The sequence below is a fragment of the Mesorhizobium sp. M7A.F.Ca.CA.001.10.2.1 genome (assembly GCF_003998575.1).
In the GTDB taxonomy this organism is placed as follows: domain Bacteria; phylum Pseudomonadota; class Alphaproteobacteria; order Rhizobiales; family Rhizobiaceae; genus Mesorhizobium.
Map to the genome: position 1 here is coordinate 1 of NZ_RZQY01000045.1, position 18216 is coordinate 18216.

At 63.0% G+C, this 18216-nt stretch carries 18 protein-coding genes; 6 read left to right on the top strand and 12 right to left on the bottom strand.

Annotated features, from left to right (window positions below):
- Positions 1-704, top strand: a 704-nt coding sequence (locus EN964_RS05155; protein ID WP_206528694.1) for a Na+/H+ antiporter NhaA, incomplete at its 5' end; no start/stop codon positions are given.
- Between the two features lie 29 nt (positions 705-733).
- On the opposite strand, the gene EN964_RS05160 is transcribed toward EN964_RS05155, so the two are convergent.
- Both EN964_RS05160 and EN964_RS05165 read right to left on the bottom strand, forming a co-directional pair.
- On the bottom strand, positions 734-1234 hold the full coding sequence (locus tag EN964_RS05160) for an MmcB family DNA repair protein (protein ID WP_050596738.1): 501 nt from the start codon (positions 1232-1234) through the stop codon (positions 734-736).
- 91 nt (positions 1235-1325) lie between these two features.
- On the bottom strand, positions 1326-1586 hold the full coding sequence (locus EN964_RS05165; protein WP_127271563.1) for a hypothetical protein: 261 nt from the start codon (positions 1584-1586) through the stop codon (positions 1326-1328).
- A gap of 563 nt (positions 1587-2149) precedes the next feature.
- Here EN964_RS05165 and EN964_RS37550 point away from each other — a divergent pair.
- Positions 2150-2380 (top strand): hypothetical protein, encoded by a 231-nt coding sequence (locus EN964_RS37550; RefSeq protein WP_164775738.1) that lies wholly within the window; start codon positions 2150-2152, stop codon positions 2378-2380.
- A gap of 146 nt (positions 2381-2526) precedes the next feature.
- Here the strand turns inward: EN964_RS37550 and EN964_RS05175 are convergent, their stop codons facing one another.
- Both EN964_RS05175 and cueR read right to left on the bottom strand, forming a co-directional pair.
- Positions 2527-2958: an OsmC family protein gene (locus EN964_RS05175; protein WP_127269478.1), complete on the bottom strand. Its 432-nt coding sequence runs from the start codon at positions 2956-2958 to the stop codon at positions 2527-2529.
- Between the two features lie 58 nt (positions 2959-3016).
- Positions 3017-3439, bottom strand: a complete 423-nt coding sequence (cueR, locus tag EN964_RS05180) for a Cu(I)-responsive transcriptional regulator (RefSeq protein ID WP_127269477.1) — start codon at positions 3437-3439, stop codon at positions 3017-3019.
- A 226-nt stretch (positions 3440-3665) separates the two neighbouring features.
- Between cueR and EN964_RS05185 the strand changes: the two genes are divergently transcribed.
- Positions 3666-4283 carry a L,D-transpeptidase gene (locus EN964_RS05185; RefSeq protein ID WP_127269476.1) on the top strand — a complete coding sequence of 206 codons (618 nt, stop codon included), beginning with the start codon at positions 3666-3668 and terminating at the stop codon, positions 4281-4283.
- A 111-nt stretch (positions 4284-4394) separates the two neighbouring features.
- Here EN964_RS05185 and EN964_RS05190 read toward each other — a convergent pair whose 3' ends face one another.
- The 7 genes from EN964_RS05190 to EN964_RS05220 form a co-directional block, all read right to left on the bottom strand.
- Entirely contained in the window at positions 4395-4721 is a 327-nt protein-coding gene (locus tag EN964_RS05190; RefSeq protein ID WP_127269475.1) for an NIPSNAP family protein, read from the bottom strand.
- An 81-nt stretch (positions 4722-4802) separates the two neighbouring features.
- Positions 4803-5372: a NifU family protein gene (locus EN964_RS05195; RefSeq protein WP_023811631.1), complete on the bottom strand. Its 570-nt coding sequence runs from the start codon at positions 5370-5372 to the stop codon at positions 4803-4805.
- A gap of 156 nt (positions 5373-5528) precedes the next feature.
- Positions 5529-6020, bottom strand: coding sequence for a universal stress protein (locus tag EN964_RS05200; protein WP_013528063.1), 492 nt, complete (start codon positions 6018-6020; stop codon positions 5529-5531).
- Positions 6021-6112: 92 nt separating this feature from the next.
- Positions 6113-7180, bottom strand: coding sequence for a tryptophan--tRNA ligase (gene trpS, locus EN964_RS05205; RefSeq protein WP_127256391.1), 1068 nt, complete (start codon positions 7178-7180; stop codon positions 6113-6115).
- 172 nt (positions 7181-7352) lie between these two features.
- On the bottom strand, positions 7353-8960 hold the full coding sequence (murJ, locus tag EN964_RS05210) for a murein biosynthesis integral membrane protein MurJ (protein ID WP_127271141.1): 1608 nt from the start codon (positions 8958-8960) through the stop codon (positions 7353-7355).
- A gap of 46 nt (positions 8961-9006) precedes the next feature.
- Positions 9007-11808, bottom strand: a complete 2802-nt coding sequence (locus EN964_RS05215; protein ID WP_127271558.1) for a [protein-PII] uridylyltransferase — start codon at positions 11806-11808, stop codon at positions 9007-9009.
- Positions 11809-11887: 79 nt separating this feature from the next.
- The gene (locus EN964_RS05220) at positions 11888-12706 is read right to left on the bottom strand and encodes a glycosyltransferase family 25 protein (protein WP_127269992.1); all 819 of its coding nucleotides are present in this window, start codon (positions 12704-12706) and stop codon (positions 11888-11890) included.
- 185 nt (positions 12707-12891) lie between these two features.
- On the opposite strand from EN964_RS05220, the gene EN964_RS05225 reads away from it, so the two are divergent.
- The 3 genes from EN964_RS05225 (at position 12892) to EN964_RS05235 (ending at position 16762) form a co-directional block, all read left to right on the top strand.
- Positions 12892-15396 carry a heavy metal translocating P-type ATPase gene (locus EN964_RS05225; protein WP_127276217.1) on the top strand — a complete coding sequence of 835 codons (2505 nt, stop codon included), beginning with the start codon at positions 12892-12894 and terminating at the stop codon, positions 15394-15396.
- Between the two features lie 43 nt (positions 15397-15439).
- Entirely contained in the window at positions 15440-15832 is a 393-nt protein-coding gene (locus EN964_RS05230) for a DUF305 domain-containing protein (protein ID WP_127271334.1), read from the top strand.
- 84 nt (positions 15833-15916) lie between these two features.
- Positions 15917-16762, top strand: a complete 846-nt coding sequence (locus EN964_RS05235; RefSeq protein WP_127271333.1) for an aldo/keto reductase — start codon at positions 15917-15919, stop codon at positions 16760-16762.
- Here EN964_RS05235 and mutS read toward each other — a convergent pair.
- A partial coding sequence (gene mutS / locus EN964_RS05240) for a DNA mismatch repair protein MutS (RefSeq protein WP_127276218.1) occupies positions 16763-18216 on the bottom strand: 1454 nt, incomplete at its 5' end. It abuts the gene before it with no gap.

Sequence of the window (18216 nt, forward strand, 5' to 3'; positions counted from 1 at the left end):
GTGCCGTCATTATCATCGCCATCTTCTACACCAGCGGCCTTTCGCTGGCTTATCTGGGTGCTGCCTTCGCCGTCATTGCCGCGCTTGTCGTGCTCAACCGCATGCGGGTGATGACGCTGGTTCCCTATCTCGTGCTCGGCGTCATCCTGTGGGTGCTGGTTCTGAAATCCGGCGTCCATGCCACGCTCGCCGGCGTGGCGCTGGCGCTGACCATCCCGCTTGAGCGTTCCGCCGGGATCGGCCACGATCTCGACCGTTCGCCCCTGCACCGGCTCGAGCACGGCCTGCACAAGATTGTGGCCTTCGTCGTCATCCCGATCTTTGGCTTTGCCAATGCCGGCGTTTCGCTCGCCGGTCTCAGCGTCAGTGCGCTGATCGAGCCGTTGACGCTGGGTGTCGCCGCCGGCCTGGTGGTCGGCAAGTTGGTCGGCGTGTTCGGCTCCTCGGCCCTTGCCATCCGGCTCGGTCTTGCCGACCTGCCAGCCAATGCAGGCTGGACGCACATGATCGGCATATCGCTGCTGTGCGGCATCGGCTTCACCATGAGCCTGTTCATCGGCCTGCTCGCCTTCGCCGGCGACGTGGCGCTGCAGGACGCGGTCAAGGTCGGCATCCTCGCCGGTTCCTTCATCGCCGCTATCCTGGGCGCTGCCGTGCTGCTCATGGCGCCCGCCAGGGGTGGCGTGGAGGACGGTGAAGAGTAGAGGCAGTCTTAGGACTTGGGGGACAATCGCTACTCGCTCTCACCCTCCAGCGCCGGCACCGACACGCCGGCAAGCTCTGCCGCCAGCAGCCGCGAAGCGCCGGCCCGCGCGATCCGCAGCATCAGCGCTTTGCGCGTTGCCGCTGCCATGCGGTGCTCGGGCGCATCGCGCAGGATCTCGGCGCCGTAGCCGTCGGAGAGGATGAAGCCGCACTCCTGGGGAAATATCTCCGAGGGCACGCCGGGATGGGTGGCGAAGAAGAAGCGGTCGGAATGCAGCCGGTAGTCGGGCCATTTGCGGTCGACCCTGAAATCCTCGATCGAGGATTTGATCTCGATGATCCAGATATCGCCCTGCCGGGTCAGCGCGACGAGGTCGGCGCGGCGGCCCGTGGCCAGCGACAGTTCGGGCAACACATGTGCGCCCATATCCATGAGCAGCCGCTGTACGCCGCGCCGCACCAGCATGGCGCGTTCGGACTGGCGGCCGTCGATGAGAGGATTGATGAGGATGGGGGAGATGATCGGCATGCCAGGCACCATGCCAGATTTTGTTCACGGTTTGAACCTGTTTTATGCAGACGATTGTATATTCGATATACCCGGATATACCCAAAAGAAGTCAGGCATTGATCCTTGAAAGATTGAGTTTGCGGTGCGTACCGTCGCTTCCATGGGGACGGGTGACGCAAAATCGAACACTAAAGAAGGCCAACAAGTATGGGCCTTTGACCTTGACGCTCTGCGCAAGGCTTTCAGAAAGTCCGTTCGGGAGCATAAAGTCACGGCGGCTGATTGGGCGGAACACGCCAAGCAGTTCCTCGAAAAACAAAGAGATCGTCAGCGCGAATCGACTTGATATGCCGCGCCGATCAATTTCCATTTAGTAACCCTAAGATAGCAGAAAAAAGTCTTTGCGCGTTACCAACCAAAGTCAGATGCAACCGCTTCAGTTCCGCGAATGTCGAATTGCATAAGCAGGGAGACGTCACTTCGACATTTCCGTGAAGGCGCAACCCATCTGCGGGTGGCGCATGGCTTTCTGTAAATTAGCTAAAGCTAATTTAAGTGAAAGGTGATATTTTGGAAGCAGCCGGGGCTCCCCCAATACACCCCGCTCCGGTCAGGCCCGGTGGCGGTCCACCCAAAGGAAGGCTACCGGGCCGATCCCTGCAACCAACCGGTGATCCGCTCGTTGATCCCATGCCGGGTTGATCCCCCGGCACTCCAGGACCTGCCCGCTGCCGAGGGGCGGCGGGCCTTTTTTGCCGATTGGATTCAAGCCCGCAGCGATAGCGAAGGCTCCGGCGGATGCCGGAGCCTTCGCGTTTGGTGATCCCGTCAGAAGTGGATCCAGAAGGATCTGCGGAAACATCTGCGGCGCCAAGAACCATTGCGCCAATAGCGACGGCAAACCCGCCTCCACCCGCGTCGGCGACGGCGGCGGTGCCATCTGCGGTGCCGCACGAACTCGACGCCGTCCTGAACATCGGGACCATCCGGGCCGAGAATGTCGTCGGATGGTTTGTCGAGCTCATCGAGAATGCCGGGCCCCGTATCAGGGATGCCGGCCAGGGCGGTGGCAGGACGCGCGATTGCGACGACGGTCGCAGCCCCTGCAAGCCCAAGCATTCCAGTCAGAAACAATCGCCGATCCATGCCAACCTCCATCGTTGATCATTGCGACAAGGGAAGACATAGAGCGGCAGATTGACGCGCCCAGATGCCGAAGAAAATTGGGTCAATCCCCCTGCCGTGCCGGCGGCGGATCTTTTTAGCGGTCTCTGACAATCCACGCGGCCAAATGCGCCTGTTCCCAGGGATCATTCCTCCGACAAGCCGGTCGCCGTTGCGTCCGTTTCAATGCTCACCGGCACGCCCTGGCGCAGGGAGTTGCTGACCGTGGAAATCGCCGCGGCCCTTGTGATGATCTCCGCCGGGTCGGAGCCGTCCAGTGTCGTGCATGAAACCTTCATGATTGACGAGGTCGCGAGCAAAGGCTTGCCTTCGAGGTTCAGCGTGACGGTCACCGCGATCTTGTTGAGCGTTACACCCATTTCCTCGGCGACGTAGCGAAGGTCGTTGCAGAAGCAGCCGCCGATCGCCAGGGCGAGCAGTTGGCCGCCATTGAAGCACAGGCCCATGCCGCCGGCCTTGCCTTCGGGCCGGTCGACGATGATCGTGTGGCCGCCGGCCCAGCCCATGGCGGCTTGCGTGTCCTCCACATTGCGCAGTTCGACGGTCATCGAGACCATTGCGGATGTCCTCCCGGCAGGAGTCGACCAGGCGTCGGGCCTCGTCGACGTAGAGTCATTATGCAGGCGCAGAGGCGACCTTGTCGCTGGGCAACGCCGCCCCCGCCATGTCATCAAGGATCGGACAATCCGGCCTTTCGTCGCCGTGGCAGGCATGGATCAGTTTCTGCAGCGTCGAGCGCATCGACTGCAGCTCGCGCACTTTCTCCTCGATCGCCGTGACATGGGCGGCGGCAATTTCGCGCACGTTCTGGCTGGCGCGGCTGCGATCCTGGTAAAGCGCCATCAACTGGCGGCAATCGTCGATGGAAAAGCCGAGATTGCGCGCGCGGCGCAGGAAGGCCAGCCGGTGGATGTCGTCTCCGGAATAATCGCGGTAGCCGTTGGCGGCGCGCGCCGGGGCGATCAGGCCGATCTCTTCATAGTAGCGGATGGTCTTGGCCGGCAGGCCGGAGCGGTGGGCGGCGTCACCGACATTCATGACGGTTCTCCTCGATTTCCAGGAGCCCATGGAGCAGGCCCCTTGAATTTGCTTCACAATCCTGTGAGTCCTGTTGCCAAAATGCCATAGTGATACGCTTACCGGTACGTCAAGGCAGGCATATAGGCATCGCGCGCTTGGCAAGCAAAGCAAATGCCAGCATGAATGATGATGAGAGAGCGGCCGACTCGTGCCGCCGAAGTTGGGCGGGGCACCGGATCACCTGATGCGCATGAAGTCGTTTGCAATCATCGCCGCACTGGCGCTCTCCACTGCTATCGCCGGTTGCAGCACCATCGGCTCGCAGATATTCTCCAACAACTACGGCGCGGTCACCGACGCAGGTTATCAGCTGCCGCGCATCCCGATCGAGAAAGTGCCGATGAAGTACCATCGGCAGGAAGTGAACTACGACAGCCCGGAAAAGCCGGGCACGATCATCGTCGATACGCAGAACAAGTTCCTCTACTTCATCGAGGGCGACGGAAGGGCCATTCGCTACGGCATCGGCGTCGGCCGCGAGGGCTTCGAGTGGCATGGCACCGCCCACATTGCGCTCAAGCGCGAATGGCCGACCTGGACGCCGCCGAGGCAGATGATCCAGCGCCAGCCGGAATTGGAAAAGTTTGCCGGCGGCATGCAGCCGGGCCTGAAGAACCCGCTCGGCGCGCGCGCCATGTACCTGTTCAACAAGGGCGGTGATTCAGGCTATCGCCTGCATGGCAGCCCGGAGTGGAATTCGATCGGCAAGGCGATGTCGTCTGGCTGCATCCGCCTGATGAATCAGGACATTATCGACCTCTATGACCGCGCCTCGGTCGGCGCCAAGGTCATCGTTCTCTAGAGGCAGGTTTCGTACGCGGACCGTCTAGGCAACAACGGACGTCCCAAGCAGAAAACCGGGCAATTCGGCCCGGTTTTTTGTTGTTTGCGCGATGCGACGCCTGCTCGGTGGTCAGGACACCGCCGAGAACGAGGTGGGAGCCAAGATTTGGTTGGTGATTGTCTCGGTGATCTGGCCGTCACGCTCGGAATCTTCCCGCGCCTGTGTCCAGGCCGGGTCCTTCACGAACGCCGTCCAGCGCTCTTCGCGTTCGGCCAGCGATTCCCATGCCAGCATGTAGGTCAGGTCGTTGTTCGAAGCACCGATCAGCGTGGTAAAGAAACCCGCTTGGCGGATACCGTGCTTTTCCCATAATTTGAGGGTGATCTTGTCGAAGCGATCAAGAAGCGCCGGCAAGCGTCCCGGCAAAGCCCGGTAAACCCGAAGTTCGTAGATCACTTTGGAGTTCCTTCTGATCGATGCGCCGGAAGCGAAGAAATCGGACCAGATGGTCAGTGGGGTAGAATCATCAAAGGGGCGTCAGGAGACCTGTTCGACCTGCTGCACTTCCGGCACGAAATGGCGCAGAAGGTTCTGGATGCCGTGCTTCAGCGTCGCCGTCGATGACGGGCAGCCGGCGCATGCGCCCTTCATGTGCAGGAACACCGTGCCATTCTCGAAGCCGCGGAAGGTGATGTCGCCGCCATCCTGGGCGACCGCCGGACGCACCCGTGTATCGAGCAGTTCCTTGATGGTGATGACCAGCTCCTCGTCGGCTTTGTCGTAGAACTCACCGGTCTGGCTGGTCTCGGCGGCCGGGCCGGCCTTGGCCATGACGGGCGCGCCGGACATGAAATGCTCCATGATGGCGCCGAGGATCGCCGGCTTCAAATGCTGCCAGTCGGGGCCATCCTTGGTCACGGTGATGAAGTCATAGCCGAAGAAAACGCCGGTGACGCCAGGAATTTCGAACAGCCGGCCGGCCAGCGGCGAGGCAACGGCGGCGCTGTCGGCATCGCGGAAATCGGCGGTGCCTTCCAGAAGCACTTCCTTGCCGGGCAGGAATTTCAGCGTCGCCGGGTTTGGCGTCGATTCGGTCTGGATGAACATGGCCGTCTCCGTGCCCGTTTGGGCATCTAGTTTGGAACAATTCTAAATAGGCTCAATTGGCTGGACATTCAAGCGAAACGCATCGTCGGAACAGCTGGCTGGCGGAATGTTTTTCCGCGCCCATCATCGGACCGGCATCACCTGAAGAGCAGAATCTCAGGCCAGGCTGTCGATTTCCTCGTCCGACAGGTTCTGCGGCACGACAGTCACCGGGATCGGGAAGGCGGCACCCTTGCCGGCCACGGCGCCGACCAGTGGCCCCGGGCCTTCCTTGCCCGCACCGGCGGCCAGCACCAGGATGGCGATGTCCTGGTCTTCCTCGATCAATTTGTGGATCTCTTCCGTCGGCTTGCCTTCGCGCACCACCATCTCGGGCTCGATGCCGAGCTTCTGGCGCACCTTGTTGGCATAGCTGTCGAGCGCGGCGCGCGCCGTGGCGTTGGCTTCCTCGCGCATGATCTTCTCGACACCCAGCCAATGCTGGAAATCGTCCGGCACGATGACATAGAGCAGCACCAGCGTGCCGCTGGTGCTCTGCGCCCGTTTCGAGGCGTAGGCGACGGCGCGCTCGCATTCCGGCGTGTCGTCGATGATCGTCAGGAATTTCCTGCGATGGCCGGCTTCGCGGCTGAGGCGTTTGGAGACCATGTCTATCTACTCGGTGTCTTGCGGCGCAATCTGCCACTGCGGGGGACCGGCGGCAAGCCGCCGGCCTTGTGCCAGTGCACCCGATGTCGCGATCAGCCCTGCAGCAGGCCGATAATGTCGCGCACCGTCTTCATCGTCGCTTCGGCCAGCACGCCGGCGCGCTCGCCGCCATCCTTGAGCACCGCGTCGACATAGGCGCGGTCATCCGAAATGCGGCGCATCTCGCTGGCGATCGGCGCCAGTTTTTCCACTGCAAGATCGGCCAAGGCCGGCTTGAACACGGAAAACTGCTGGCCGGCGAATTCCTTGAGTACATCCGCCTTCGATATCTCGGCGAGACCCGCATAGATGCCGACCAGGTTCTCCGCCTCGGGCCGGCCGGCCAGGCCGTCCAGCTCGCTCGGCAACGCTTCCGGGTCGGTCTTGGCCTTGCGGATCTTCTTCGAGATGTCGTCGGCATCGTCGGTCAGGTTGATGCGCGACAAATCCGACGGGTCCGATTTGGACATTTTCTTGGAGCCGTCGCGCAGCGACATGATGCGCGCCGCCGGCCCGCCGATGACCGGCTCGGTCAGCGGGAAATAGCCGTTGACGGTCTCTTCGCCGACCTGCATCTCGACGCCGACGCCAAGGGCCGCGATGCGGTCGGAGAAGTCGTTGTTGAATTTCTGCGCGATGTCGCGGGTGAGTTCCAGATGCTGCTTCTGGTCCTCGCCCACCGGCACGTGGGTGGCACGGTAGAGCAGGATGTCGGCAGCCATCAGCGAAGGATAGGCAAGCAGGCCGAGCGAGGCGTTCTCGCGATCCTTGCCGGCCTTGTCCTTGAACTGCGTCATGCGGTTCATCCAGCCGATGCGCGCCACGCAATTGAAGATCCAGGCGAGCTCGGCGTGCTGCATGACCCGCGACTGGTTGAAGACGATGTGCTTCTTCGGGTCGATGCCCGAGGCCAGGAACGCAGCGGTGATCGACCGCGTCTGATCGGCTAGGTCTTCATAAACGAGTTGGGCTGTCAGCGAATGCAGGTCGACGACGCAATAGATGCAATCGGAGGTGTCCTGCAGGGCAACGAATTTCTTGATGGCGCCGAGATAGTTGCCGAGATGCAGATTGCCGGTCGGCTGGACACCGGAAAAGACGAGTGGCTTGAAGGCGGTCATGATTGTCCTCATGGCTTGTGGAGGGCCGTATAAGCGTGATTCCGAAAAGTTGCAGACTTTTCGGAGCCAATCGCGCGGCTGGAAACCGCGCGCGGCGAAAGTCTTGCGACGGCGCGCTTATGGACGAAGACGGCGCTGCGATCAAGACGGCGCTGCGGGCGTGTCGGGCGCTCTACTCGTCCAGGTCGGTCTTTGCGACCGGTGGCGCCGACTTGCCCGATCCCCGCTTGACGTTGCGTCGGATCATGCCGAAATCGGCACCGCCTGTGGCGAAGGCGGTGATGAAATAAAGCAGCGCTCCGCCGGCAACCAGCGACAGCAGCGTCGTCGCCTTGACCACCAGCGGCGAGCCCGGCCCTAGCCTGACGGCGAACCAGTGCTCGGCAAAATAGAGTGCCGCCCCCATTACGGCCGCCGACAGCACCAGCCGTGGAATGCGCTTCATCAGCGGCACGTCGCGCCCCCAATGGCCGCGCCGGATCAAGACGCCGAGCAGCATCACCGCGTTGACCCAGCCGGCGACGGCCGAGGCCACCGCGATGCCGGGCGCGCCCATCCGTGGAAACAGCGTCAGCGCCGTGGTGACGTTCACCGCCACCGAGATGGCGGCAAAGATCATCGGCGTGCGCGTGTCCTCGCGGGCGAAATAGCCTGGGGTGAACGCCTTGATCAGGACGAAGGCCGGCAGGCCGAGGCCGAAGATCGCCAGGATCGCCGCCACCGTCGGCGTCGAGCCGTTGGCGGCGAATGCGCCGCGCTCATAGACCAGCCGCACGATCGGCTCCGACATCACCCAGAGTGCCGCGGCTGCCGGCAGGGTAAGGAACAGCGTGAACTCGACCGAGCGGTTCTGCAGATTGGCCGCCTCGATCAGATTGCCCGACTTCAGCGCCCGCGACAATTCGGGCAACAGCACGATCGCCACCGCAACACCGACCACGCCGAGCGGCAACTGGTAGATGCGGTCGGCATAGGCGAGCGAGGATACCGCGCTGTTCTGCGCCGAGGCGATCGCCGTGCCGATCAGCTGGTTGATCTGGGTGATGCCGCCGGTGATGGCCGCCGGCAGCGCCAGGATCAGCAGCCGCTTGACCGCGGGCGTCATTTTCGGCCGGCGGAAGCCGATCGAGATGCCGGCGTGGCGCACCGCCACCCAGACGATCGCCAGTTGCACCAGTCCGGCGGCAAGCACGCCCCAGGACAGCCCGTAGCCGACGGTGAGGGCATCCGAGCCCTTATACCAGGCATAGGCGAGCACGCCGATCAGGATGATGTTGAGGAACACCGGTGCCACCGCGGCGGCGAAATAGCGGCGCAGCGAATTCAGCATGCCCGCCATCATCGCGCCCAGCGACATGCAGATCAGATAGGGAAACATGATCGTCGCCAGCGTCACCGTGGTGTCGAACTTCCCCGGCGTGCCGGCAAAACCCGGCGCCACCAGATAGCGCACGATCAGCGGCATCGACAGTTCCATGATGATCGTCAGCGCCAGCAGCGCCGTGAACAGCACGCCGAACACTTCCTCGGAAAAGCGCTTGGCGCCTTCGGTACCGTGGGTCTCGATCTCCTTGGCGAACAGCGGCACGAAGGCGGCGTTGAAGGCGCCTTCGGCAAACAGCCGGCGAAAGGTGTTGGGAAACTGGAAAGCGGCGTTGAAGGCATCGGCGACCGGTCCGGTACCGAGTGCGGCGGCCATCAGCATCTCGCGGCCGAAACCGAGCGCGCGGCTCATCAGCGTGCCGGAAGCGACCGTTGCGAATTTCTTGACGAGGCTCATGCTTTTGGGAACTGCCTGCGAAATTGGGACGAAGTGATGGTCGTTGTCACTCGGCCGCCGCCCTGGACTTGCCGCCGCGTTCGGGCACGATGCCTTCGAGCGTTGCCATCAGCCGATTGCGGATGGTGGCGATGCGGGCCGGGCTGTCTATCTTCTGGCCAGTGAGATCGGTGACATAGAAAGTGTCGATGACCTTTTCGCCGAAGGTGGTGATGTGGGCCGATGCGATGTCGAGCGACAGGTCGGAAAGCGTTCCGGTGATCTCCGACAGCAGTCCCGGCCGGTCGAGGCCCTCGACCTCGATGACCGAAAAACGGTTCGACAGCGTGTTGCGGATTTCGGCGCGCGGCGGGATCTTGAACACCTTGGAGCCGCGCCGCGGCTTGGTGCGCTTCTCGATCATTTCCGGCAGCCAGCTCTTGCCCGACAGCACGTCCTCGATCAGCCGGCCGACACGCTCGGCACGCCGGCGCTCATCCTCGTCGCGATCGAATTCTCTGCTGATCAGGATCGTGTCGAGGGCGCGGCCATCCGACGTCGTGAAGATCTGCGCGTCGACAATGTTGCCGCCGGCTCCGGCGCAAGCCCCGGCGATGACCGAGAGCAGACGGGGGTGGTCCTGCGCCAGCACGGTGATTTCGGTCACCGCCTCGAACTGGTGGGTCTTGACCATGGTGGCAAGCTTGTTGCCTGACACGTCGGCTTCGCGGATGAACTCGGCATGGCGCAACTGGTCTGCGAGATCGACGGTCAAAAGGTAATTCTCGTAGTGTTGGCCGACATAGCGCTTGCGGGCTTTGTCCGGCCAGTCGGCAAGCGCCTCGGCCAGGCGCTCGCGCGCCGCCGCCGTGCGCTGCGCGCGCGACACTTCCGAAAACCCGCCGGTCAGCAGCAATTCGGTCTCGTAGTAGAGCGTGCGCAGCAGCTGGCCCTTCCAGCCGTTCCAGACACCGGGTCCGACGCCCCTGATGTCGCAGACGGTGAGGATCAAAAGCAGCTTCAGCCGCTCGACCGACTGCACGATCGCGGCAAAATCCTCGATGGTCTTGCGGTCGTTGAGGTCGCGGGTCTGCGCCGTCATCGACATCACGAGGTGGTTCTCGACCAGCCAGGCCACGGTTTCGGTATCGGCAGGCGACAGCCCCATATGCGGGCAGATGCGACGGGCGATCCTGGCCCCGGCCTCGGAATGGTCCTCCGGCCTGCCTTTGGCGATGTCGTGCAGCAGTACGGCGACATAGAGCGCCTCGCGGCTCTTCTTCAGGCCCGGCATCAGCGTGTGCGACAAGGGGTGGACCTTTTCGCCGTCGCCGCGCTCGATCTCGGCCAGCACGCCGATGCAGCGGATCAGATGCTCGTCCACCGTGTAGTGGTGGTACATCGAGAACTGCATCATGGCGACGATCTTGCCGAAATCCGGGATCAGCCTGCCGAGCAGTCCGGCTTCGTTCATGCGACGCAGATTGAGTTCGGCATTGCGATCCGAGGTCAATATGTCGAGGAACAGCCGGTTGGCCTCCTCGTCGCGCCGCAGCGACTTGTTGACCAGGCCGAGCGAACGGGTCAGCAGCTTCAGCGCGTCAGGGTGGAATTCCAGACCGTGCTTGTCGGCGAACCAGAACAGCCTGAGCAGATTGACCGGATCGCGCTCGAACACCTGGTCGTCGGCGATGTTGATGCGGTGGTTGTCGACAATGAAGTCGGAAGTACCGGCCAGCTTGCGCTTGCGCCTGGAGAAAGTCAGGAAGATGCGGTTGAAGCCAGGTACGTGCTTGGCCTGCTCCTCCTCGAGCGCGGCGCAGAAGATGCGGGTCAGGTCGCCGACGTCCTTGGCAACGAGAAAGTAGTGCTTCATGAAGCGCTCGACCGCCGACAGGCCGGGGTGTGTGGTGTAGCCGAGCCGTTCGGCGATCTCGCGCTGGATGTCGAAATGCAACCGCTCTTCGGCCTTGCCGGTGAGGAAATGCATGTGGCAGCGTACCGCCCACAGGAAATCCTCGGCCTTCTGGAACTCGCGGTATTCGCCCTCGGTGAAGACGCCCTTGTCGACCAGTTCCTCACCGGTGCGCACCCGATAGAAATATTTGCCGATCCAAAACAGCGTCTGCAGGTCGCGCAGGCCGCCCTTGCCGTCCTTGACGTTGGGCTCGACCAGATAGCGGCTTTCGCCGGCCTTGGCATGGCGGTCATCGCGTTCGGCAAGCTTGGCCTGGACATATTCGGGGCCGGTCGTGCGCACCACCTCATGGTCGAACCGCAGCATCAGTTCATCATAGAGCTTTTCCTCGCCCCACAGGAAACGTGCTTCGAGGATCGAGGTGCGAATGGTGACATCGGTGCGCGACAGGCGCAGGCATTCGTCGATGTTACGGGTGGCGTGGCCGACCTTCAGCCCCAGGTCCCACAGCATGTAGAGCATGTATTCGACTGTCTGTTCGCCCCACGGCGTCTGCTTGTAGGGCAGCAGGAACAGAAGGTCGATGTCGGATCCGGGCGCCAGCGTTCCACGGCCGTAGCCGCCGACAGCGACAACGGCCATGCGCTCCGCCGAAGACGGGTTCTTGACCCGGTAGACATGGGTGACGGCGAAATCGTAAAGCGCCCGGATGATCTCGTCCATGAGGTGCGACAGCCGCGCCGCGCAGGCGCTGCCGCCGCCATCGTCCATCAGCATGCGTTCGGCAATGGCGCGCCCTTCCGCCAGTCGTCCCTTGAGCAGTTGGAGCACGCCATTGCGCGCGACCTGCCCGGAGCCGTCGCCCGCCGTGGCCGCGGTCAGCGCGGTCATCTCGCGGCGCAAGGCTTCGCCGTCGATCAATTCGTCGAGCTTCAGGGAGATTCTTGCCATATACCCAGCCGGCCTTGCCGTTTCGGCGGCGTCTATAGCGCGTTTTCGCGGCGCTGGGTATGGGGCGTTGAAAGCCGGTTCAAGACCCGGCTGAGCTCTGGCTCGGATAAGTAAATGGAATGACCATTCTCCGCTTCAGTCGACAGAAATCGGCAATGCGCTTGCCTATTCGCCGAGCCTCGGCTTTTACCTTCGCTATGGCTGTCTTTCTGCGTCTCCCGGTCCCGGCGGCGCACTGGATATCGCGCTTTTCCCTGAGCAGGCTTGGCAATTGGAGCGCCCTGTCGCCAAGGAACTGATCTTGTGCGCAGAGCGCAGGAACAAGCTGATAGATCGTCTCGCCTCGCAAAACCGAAAACTCGGGGTTGAAGACAAGGTCGTCGACAGCGATGCCGATCTCCTCTGTGGCCTTGATCAGGTCGAGCGCGGTTTGCCTGGAGATGATGTAGCCGGCGGTTCCTATATGTCCGGCGTCGAGTTTGGATGTGGAAAAGCCGTGACCGATGGCAATGCGCTTGCGTCGGATCACGGTCTTGCAAAAATAGCTTTCGAGCTTGACGACTTCGGCATCGGCTGGAATCCAGTCGCTGTCGCGAAGCAATGCGCCGGCTTTCGCGGCAAAGACGATGTCGTCCTCGAAGATTGCCCCGTAGCGAGCGTCGCCTTGCGCGATGGCGGCCCAGCAGGCCCGGTGACTGAGCAGGCAGGCGATCTCGCCGTCAGTCAATGGCAGCCTGTTCCGATATCCGACATTTTGTGGCAGCTGGTCCAGGTCCGGCCGATCCCGTGCGTCGATGGCCTGAACGCGTTCGAATGGGACGCCGATGCGGACAAACTCCGCCGTCACACGGGCAAGGCGATCGGGAGACCGATCGAGATTGATGACCAGACGCTTCATTGCCAAAGAAAATCTCACCCCCGGGACGCTCGCTCTCTAGCAGGCGTGGTGTTGCCGCGTGATACTTTTTTTGGGGAGGATGGACGCGCCGTCGACCGGAAAAGAAAGTCGAAACAGCCCTTGACCTTCCAGTTACTGGAAGCCCTATCTCCGCGTCACACACCGACCCATCGAGGCATTTTCGAATGACGCATTCCGATCACGATCATCACGCGCATGGTAGCTGCTGCTCGACAAAAGGCGCCGTGCCCACCACGAAGAGCGTCGTCCGCGACCCGGTCTGCGGCATGACTGTCGATCCGGTCGCCGGCAAGCCGACGGCCGAGCATGATGGCCATCCCTATCATTTCTGCAGCCAGGGCTGCCGCGCGAAATTCGTCGCCGAGCCGGAAAAATTCCTGACGGCCACCGATCCGGTTTGCGGTATGAGCGTCGACCGCGCGACAGCCAGGCACTTTGCCCGCCACGAAGGCCAGGGCTTTTACTTCTGCTCGGCCGCCTGCCAGGCGAAATTCGAGGCGGAGCCGCAAAAATATCTCGGCGACAGGCCGGCACCGCAGCCGATGCCCAAAGGCACGCAATACACCTGCCCGATGCATCCCGAAATCATCCGCGACAAGCCAGGATCCTGCCCGATCTGTGGCATGGCGCTGGAGCCGATGGGCGTACCAACGGGCGATGAAGGGCCAAATCCCGAGCTGGTCGATTTCACCAGGCGGTTCTGGGTGAGCGCTGCCTTGTCGATCCCCCTTCTGATCATCGCCATGGCACCCATGATCGGCCTGACGTTTGAAGGTCTGGTCGAGGACCGGGCAAAAGTCTGGATCGAACTGGTCCTGGCAAGTCCGGTGGTGCTTTGGGCCGCCTTCCCCTTCTTCCACCGCGGCTGGGACTCGCTCGTCAACCGCAGCCCCAACATGTGGACGCTGATCTCGCTCGGCGTTGGTGCTGCCTATCTCTACAGCGTCGTCGCCACGCTGTTTCCGGATATCTTTCCGCATCAGTTCCGCGGCCATGGCGGTGCGGTACCGGTCTATTTCGAGGCTGCTGCCGTCATCGTTGCGCTGGTCTTCCTTGGCCAGGTGCTGGAGCTCCGCGCCCGTGAAAAGACCGGCTCGGCAATCCGCGCATTGCTTGATCTCGCGCCGAAGACCGCGCGGCTGATCGCCGCCGACGGTTCCGAAAGCGATGTGCCGCTCGATGCGGTCAAAGCCGGCGATCGCCTGCGCATACGCCCCGGTGACGCCGTGCCGGTCGATGGCACGGTGCTGGAAGGGCGATCCTCGATCGACGAATCGATGATCACGGGCGAGCCGTTGCCGGTCGAGAAGGTCGAGGGCGATGCGCTGACCGGCGGCACCCTCAACAAGAATGGTGCGCTGATCATGCGCGCTGAGAAGGTCGGCGCCGAGACGACGCTGGCGCGCATCGTCGATCTCGTCGCCAAGGCGCAGCGCTCGCGCGCCCCGATTCAAGGGTTGGCCGATCGCGTTTCTTTCTACTTTGTCCCGGCCGTCGTCCTTGTCGCGATTGTCGCTTTCATCGCCTGGGCCGTGTTTGGACCCGAGCCCAGCCTGATCTTTGCCATCGTCTCCGCGGTGTCGGTGCTGATCATCGCTTGCCCCTGTGCGCTCGGCCTCGCCACGCCGATGTCGATCATGACCGCAACCGGGCGCGGAGCGCATGCCGGCGTGCTGATCAAGGAGGCCGCAGCACTCGAACGCTTCGCTTCCGTCGACAAGCTGATCGTCGACAAAACGGGTACGCTGACCGAAGGCCGGCCGAAACTGACCGATGTCGTCACGGCAAACGGCTTCTCCGAAGAGGAATTGCTGGCGCTTGCCGCCGGTCTGGAGAAGGGGTCGGAGCATCCGCTGGCTGAAGCCATCGTCGACGGCGCTGCTACACGCGGCGTGACCGTTGCCGAGGCCAGCGCCTTCGAGGCGGTCACCGGCAAGGGCGTGTCCGGTTCGGTCTCGGGAAAGACGGTCGCGCTCGGCAATGCTGCGATGATGGCGGACCTTGGCGTCGACATCGCATCCATCTCGGCCAAGGCCGAGGCGCTGCAGCTCGAAGGCAAGACGGCGATGTTCGTCGCTGTCGACAAGAAGCTGGCCGGCATCGTCGCCGTCGCCGACCCTATCAAGGCAACGACGGCCGAGGCGATCAAGGCTCTGCATGAAAGCGGCTTGCGCATCATCATGGCGACCGGCGACAATGAACGCACGGCCAACGCGATCGCCAGAAGCCTCGGCATCGACGAGGTCCGCGCCGGCCTGCTGCCGGAACAGAAGGCAGCCCTTGTCGAGGAACTGCGCGCAACAGGCGCCGGTGTTGCCATGGCCGGCGACGGCGTCAACGATGCACCAGCGCTTGCAGCTGCCGATGTCGGCATCGCCATGGGCACTGGCGCCGATGTCGCTGTCGAAAGCGCCGGTATCACTCTGGTCAAGGGCGACCTCAACGGTATCGTGCGCGCCCGCACGCTGGCGCAGGCGACGATCCGCAACATCCGCCAGAACCTGTTCTTTGCCTTCCTCTACAATGTGCTTGGCGTGCCGGTCGCCGCCGGCGTGCTCTATCCGCTCACCGGCACGCTTCTGTCGCCGATGCTGGCGGCGGCGGCGATGAGCCTGTCTTCGGTGTCGGTGATCGCAAACGCGTTGCGGCTGAGAACATTGAAACTCTGATCCAAGCCCCCAAATACGAAACCCATCCAACAGGAGACCATGAATGACCTTCGCCAAAAAACTCGTTCTGCTGCTGATGGCGGCCGGAATGCTGGTTACCGTCTTCCTCGAAAGCGTTCCGGCGCAAAGCGAAGAGATGAAACACGACATGGGCGCCATGGCGGCGGATGCGACCAGCCCTTCGACGGAAGGCTACAAGGCGGCGATGGACAAGATGCATGCCGACATGATGGCGTCCGACTATACCGGCAATGCCGATGTCGATTTCGTCAGAGGCATGATCCCGCACCATCAGGGTGCGATCGACATGGCCAAGGTCGAACTCGCCAATGGCAAGGATCCGGAAATCCGCAAGCTGGCCGAAGGCGTCATCGCCGCGCAGGAAGCCGAGATCAAGCAGATGCAGGCCTGGCTCGCCGCCCATCCGGTGAAGTAAGTCTTCAGCCATCGTCAGCGCGGCGAGAACGCCTCTGGATTTCTCGTCCAGCCTGTGATGCGATCGGCCTAAATGGAGCCCGCAATGCCGTCGACCATCAGAACCACCAAACTGCCCTCAGGCGAAGCCGTTCAGGTGCTTGGCCAGGGCACATGGAAGATGGGCGAAGATATCAGTCGCCGCGCCGATGAGGTGAATGCCCTCAAGCTCGGCCTCGACCTCGGCATCACGCTGATCGACACCGCTGAAATGTATGCCGGCGGCGGCGCCGAGGAGGTGGTGGCCGAGGCCATTGCCGGGCGCCGCGACGAGACCTTCCTGGTCTCGAAAGTTCTGCCATCGAACGCTTCGCGCGTGGGCGTGCAGCGCGCCTGCGAAAACAGCCTGAAACGCCTGCGCACCGACCGCATCGATCTCTATCTGCTGCATTGGCCCGGCAGCGTGCCTCTGGCCGAAACGGTCGCGGCTTTCGAGACCCTGAAAAAGGCCGGCAAGATCCGCCACTGGGGCGTCAGCAATTTCGACACCGACGAGATGGAAGAGCTGACCGGCCTGCCCGACGGCAACAATGTCCAGACCAACCAGGTGCTCTACAATCTGGTCCGGCGCGGCCTCGAATTCGACCTGGCACCCTGGAGCCTGCAACGCGGCATTCCGCTGACGGCCTATTCGCCAGTCGAGCAAGGCGCGCTGGCGCGCAATGCCAGGCTCGACGCCGTCGCTGCCCGCCACAATGCGACCCCGGCGCAAATCGCCCTGGCCTGGGTGATGCAACAGGAGGGCATCATCGCCATCCCCAAGGCCAGCAGCCAGGAACATGTCCGCCAGAATGTCGCCGCGCTCGACATCAAGCTGACGCCGCAGGACATCACCGATCTCGACCGCGCCTTCCCTCCACCAGCGCGCAAGCGCGGGTTGGAGATGATCTGACTATGTCCCCGCCAGCCCCTTCAGCCGGTAGAGCGCTTCCAGCGCCTCCCGTGGCGTCATCTCGTCGGGATTGATCTCGCCCAGCGCCGCCCCCAGCACATCACTTTTCACCGGCTTCGACGCTTCCCGCTTCACCGCCACCGAAAACAGCGGCAAATCGTCCACCAGCCGGTTCGTCTTGCCCGAAACCTCACCTTCCTCAAGCTGGTGCAGCACTTCCTTGGCGCGGTCGACCACCGCCTCCGGCAGGCCGGCCAGCCGTGCCACCTGCACCCCGTAGGAGCGGTCGGCGGCCCCCTTGCCGACCTCGTGCAGGAAGACGACGTCGTTCTCCCATTCCTTGACCCGCATGGTCACGTTGGAGAGCCGCGCCAGCTTGCCGGCCAGCGAGGTCATTTCGTGAAAGTGAGTGGCGAAGATCGCCCGGCAGCGGTTCTTCTCATGCAGATACTCGACTGCCGCCCACGCGATCGACAGGCCGTCGAAAGTGGCGGTGCCGCGGCCGATCTCGTCGAGGATCACCAGTGCGCGCTCGCCGGCCTGGTTGAGGATCGCCGCCGTCTCGACCATCTCGACCATGAAGGTCGAGCGGCCGCGCGCCAGATCGTCCGAGGCGCCGACCCGCGAGAACAGCCGGTCGACGACGCCGATATGGGCCGATGTCGCCGGCACGAAGGAGCCGGTCTGGGCCAGGATGGCGATCAGTGCGTTCTGCCGCAGGAACGTCGACTTGCCGCCCATGTTCGGGCCGGTCAGGAGCCAGATCGCACCGTTCTTGGCGCTGCCCTCCGGCGACAGGTCGCAATCATTGGCGACGAACGGGCCATCGCCGGAACGGCGAAGCGCTTGTTCGACCACGGGATGCCGCCCCCCCGCAATTTCGAAGGCGAGGCTCGAATCCACCACTGGTCGGCACCAGGCTTCGCTTTCCGAAAGCAGCGCGAGCGCCGCCGAGACATCGAGCACAGCCAGCGCATCGGCACCGGCGCGGATCTTCTCCGCCTCGCCGACCGCTTCCGCCGTCAGCGCGTCGAAGGCGGCCAGTTCGATGTTGAGCGCCCGGTCGGCGGCATTGGCGATCTTGGTCTCGAGTTCGGCAAGCTCGGTCGTGGTAAAGCGCATGGCGTTGGCCATGGTCTGACGGTGGATGAAGCGCGCCTTGGCGCCGTCGCTGCCGGTCATCACCGCATGATGGTTGGCGGTCACCTCGATATAGTAGCCAAGCACATTATTGTGCCGGATTTTCAGCGAGCGGATGCCGGTCTCGTCGATCAGCGAGCGCTCCAGCCCGGCGATCACCTTTCGCGATTCGTCGCGCAGCGCCCGCATCTCGTCGAGATCGGCATGGTAGCCGCCGCGCAAGAAGCCGCCATCGCGCTTGAGCAGCGGCAGTTCGTCGCCAAGCGGTGCGGTCGAGCCTGAAGAGCGTTGCCGACATGCCGCGCGCACTGTCG

Bases quoted from the DNA above. Each gene is read 5' to 3' on its own strand.
- EN964_RS05160 (WP_050596738.1), bottom strand. From the start codon at position 1,234: ATGCCGATCATCTCCCCCATCCTCATCAATCCTCTCATCGACGGCCGC.
- EN964_RS05165 (WP_127271563.1), bottom strand. From the start codon at position 1,586: ATGGAAATTGATCGGCGCGGCATATCAAGTCGATTCGCGCTGACGATC.
- EN964_RS05175 (WP_127269478.1), bottom strand. From the start codon at position 2,958: ATGGTCTCGATGACCGTCGAACTGCGCAATGTGGAGGACACGCAAGCC.
- cueR (WP_127269477.1), bottom strand. From the start codon at position 3,439: ATGAATGTCGGTGACGCCGCCCACCGCTCCGGCCTGCCGGCCAAGACC.
- EN964_RS05185 (WP_127269476.1), top strand. From the start codon at position 3,666: ATGCGCATGAAGTCGTTTGCAATCATCGCCGCACTGGCGCTCTCCACT.
- EN964_RS05195 (WP_023811631.1), bottom strand. From the start codon at position 5,372: ATGTTCATCCAGACCGAATCGACGCCAAACCCGGCGACGCTGAAATTC.
- EN964_RS05200 (WP_013528063.1), bottom strand. From the start codon at position 6,020: ATGGTCTCCAAACGCCTCAGCCGCGAAGCCGGCCATCGCAGGAAATTC.
- trpS (WP_127256391.1), bottom strand. From the start codon at position 7,180: ATGACCGCCTTCAAGCCACTCGTCTTTTCCGGTGTCCAGCCGACCGGC.
- murJ (WP_127271141.1), bottom strand. From the start codon at position 8,960: ATGAGCCTCGTCAAGAAATTCGCAACGGTCGCTTCCGGCACGCTGATG.
- EN964_RS05215 (WP_127271558.1), bottom strand. From the start codon at position 11,808: ATGGCAAGAATCTCCCTGAAGCTCGACGAATTGATCGACGGCGAAGCC.
- EN964_RS05220 (WP_127269992.1), bottom strand. From the start codon at position 12,706: ATGAAGCGTCTGGTCATCAATCTCGATCGGTCTCCCGATCGCCTTGCC.
- EN964_RS05225 (WP_127276217.1), top strand. From the start codon at position 12,892: ATGACGCATTCCGATCACGATCATCACGCGCATGGTAGCTGCTGCTCG.
- EN964_RS05230 (WP_127271334.1), top strand. From the start codon at position 15,440: ATGACCTTCGCCAAAAAACTCGTTCTGCTGCTGATGGCGGCCGGAATG.
- EN964_RS05235 (WP_127271333.1), top strand. From the start codon at position 15,917: ATGCCGTCGACCATCAGAACCACCAAACTGCCCTCAGGCGAAGCCGTT.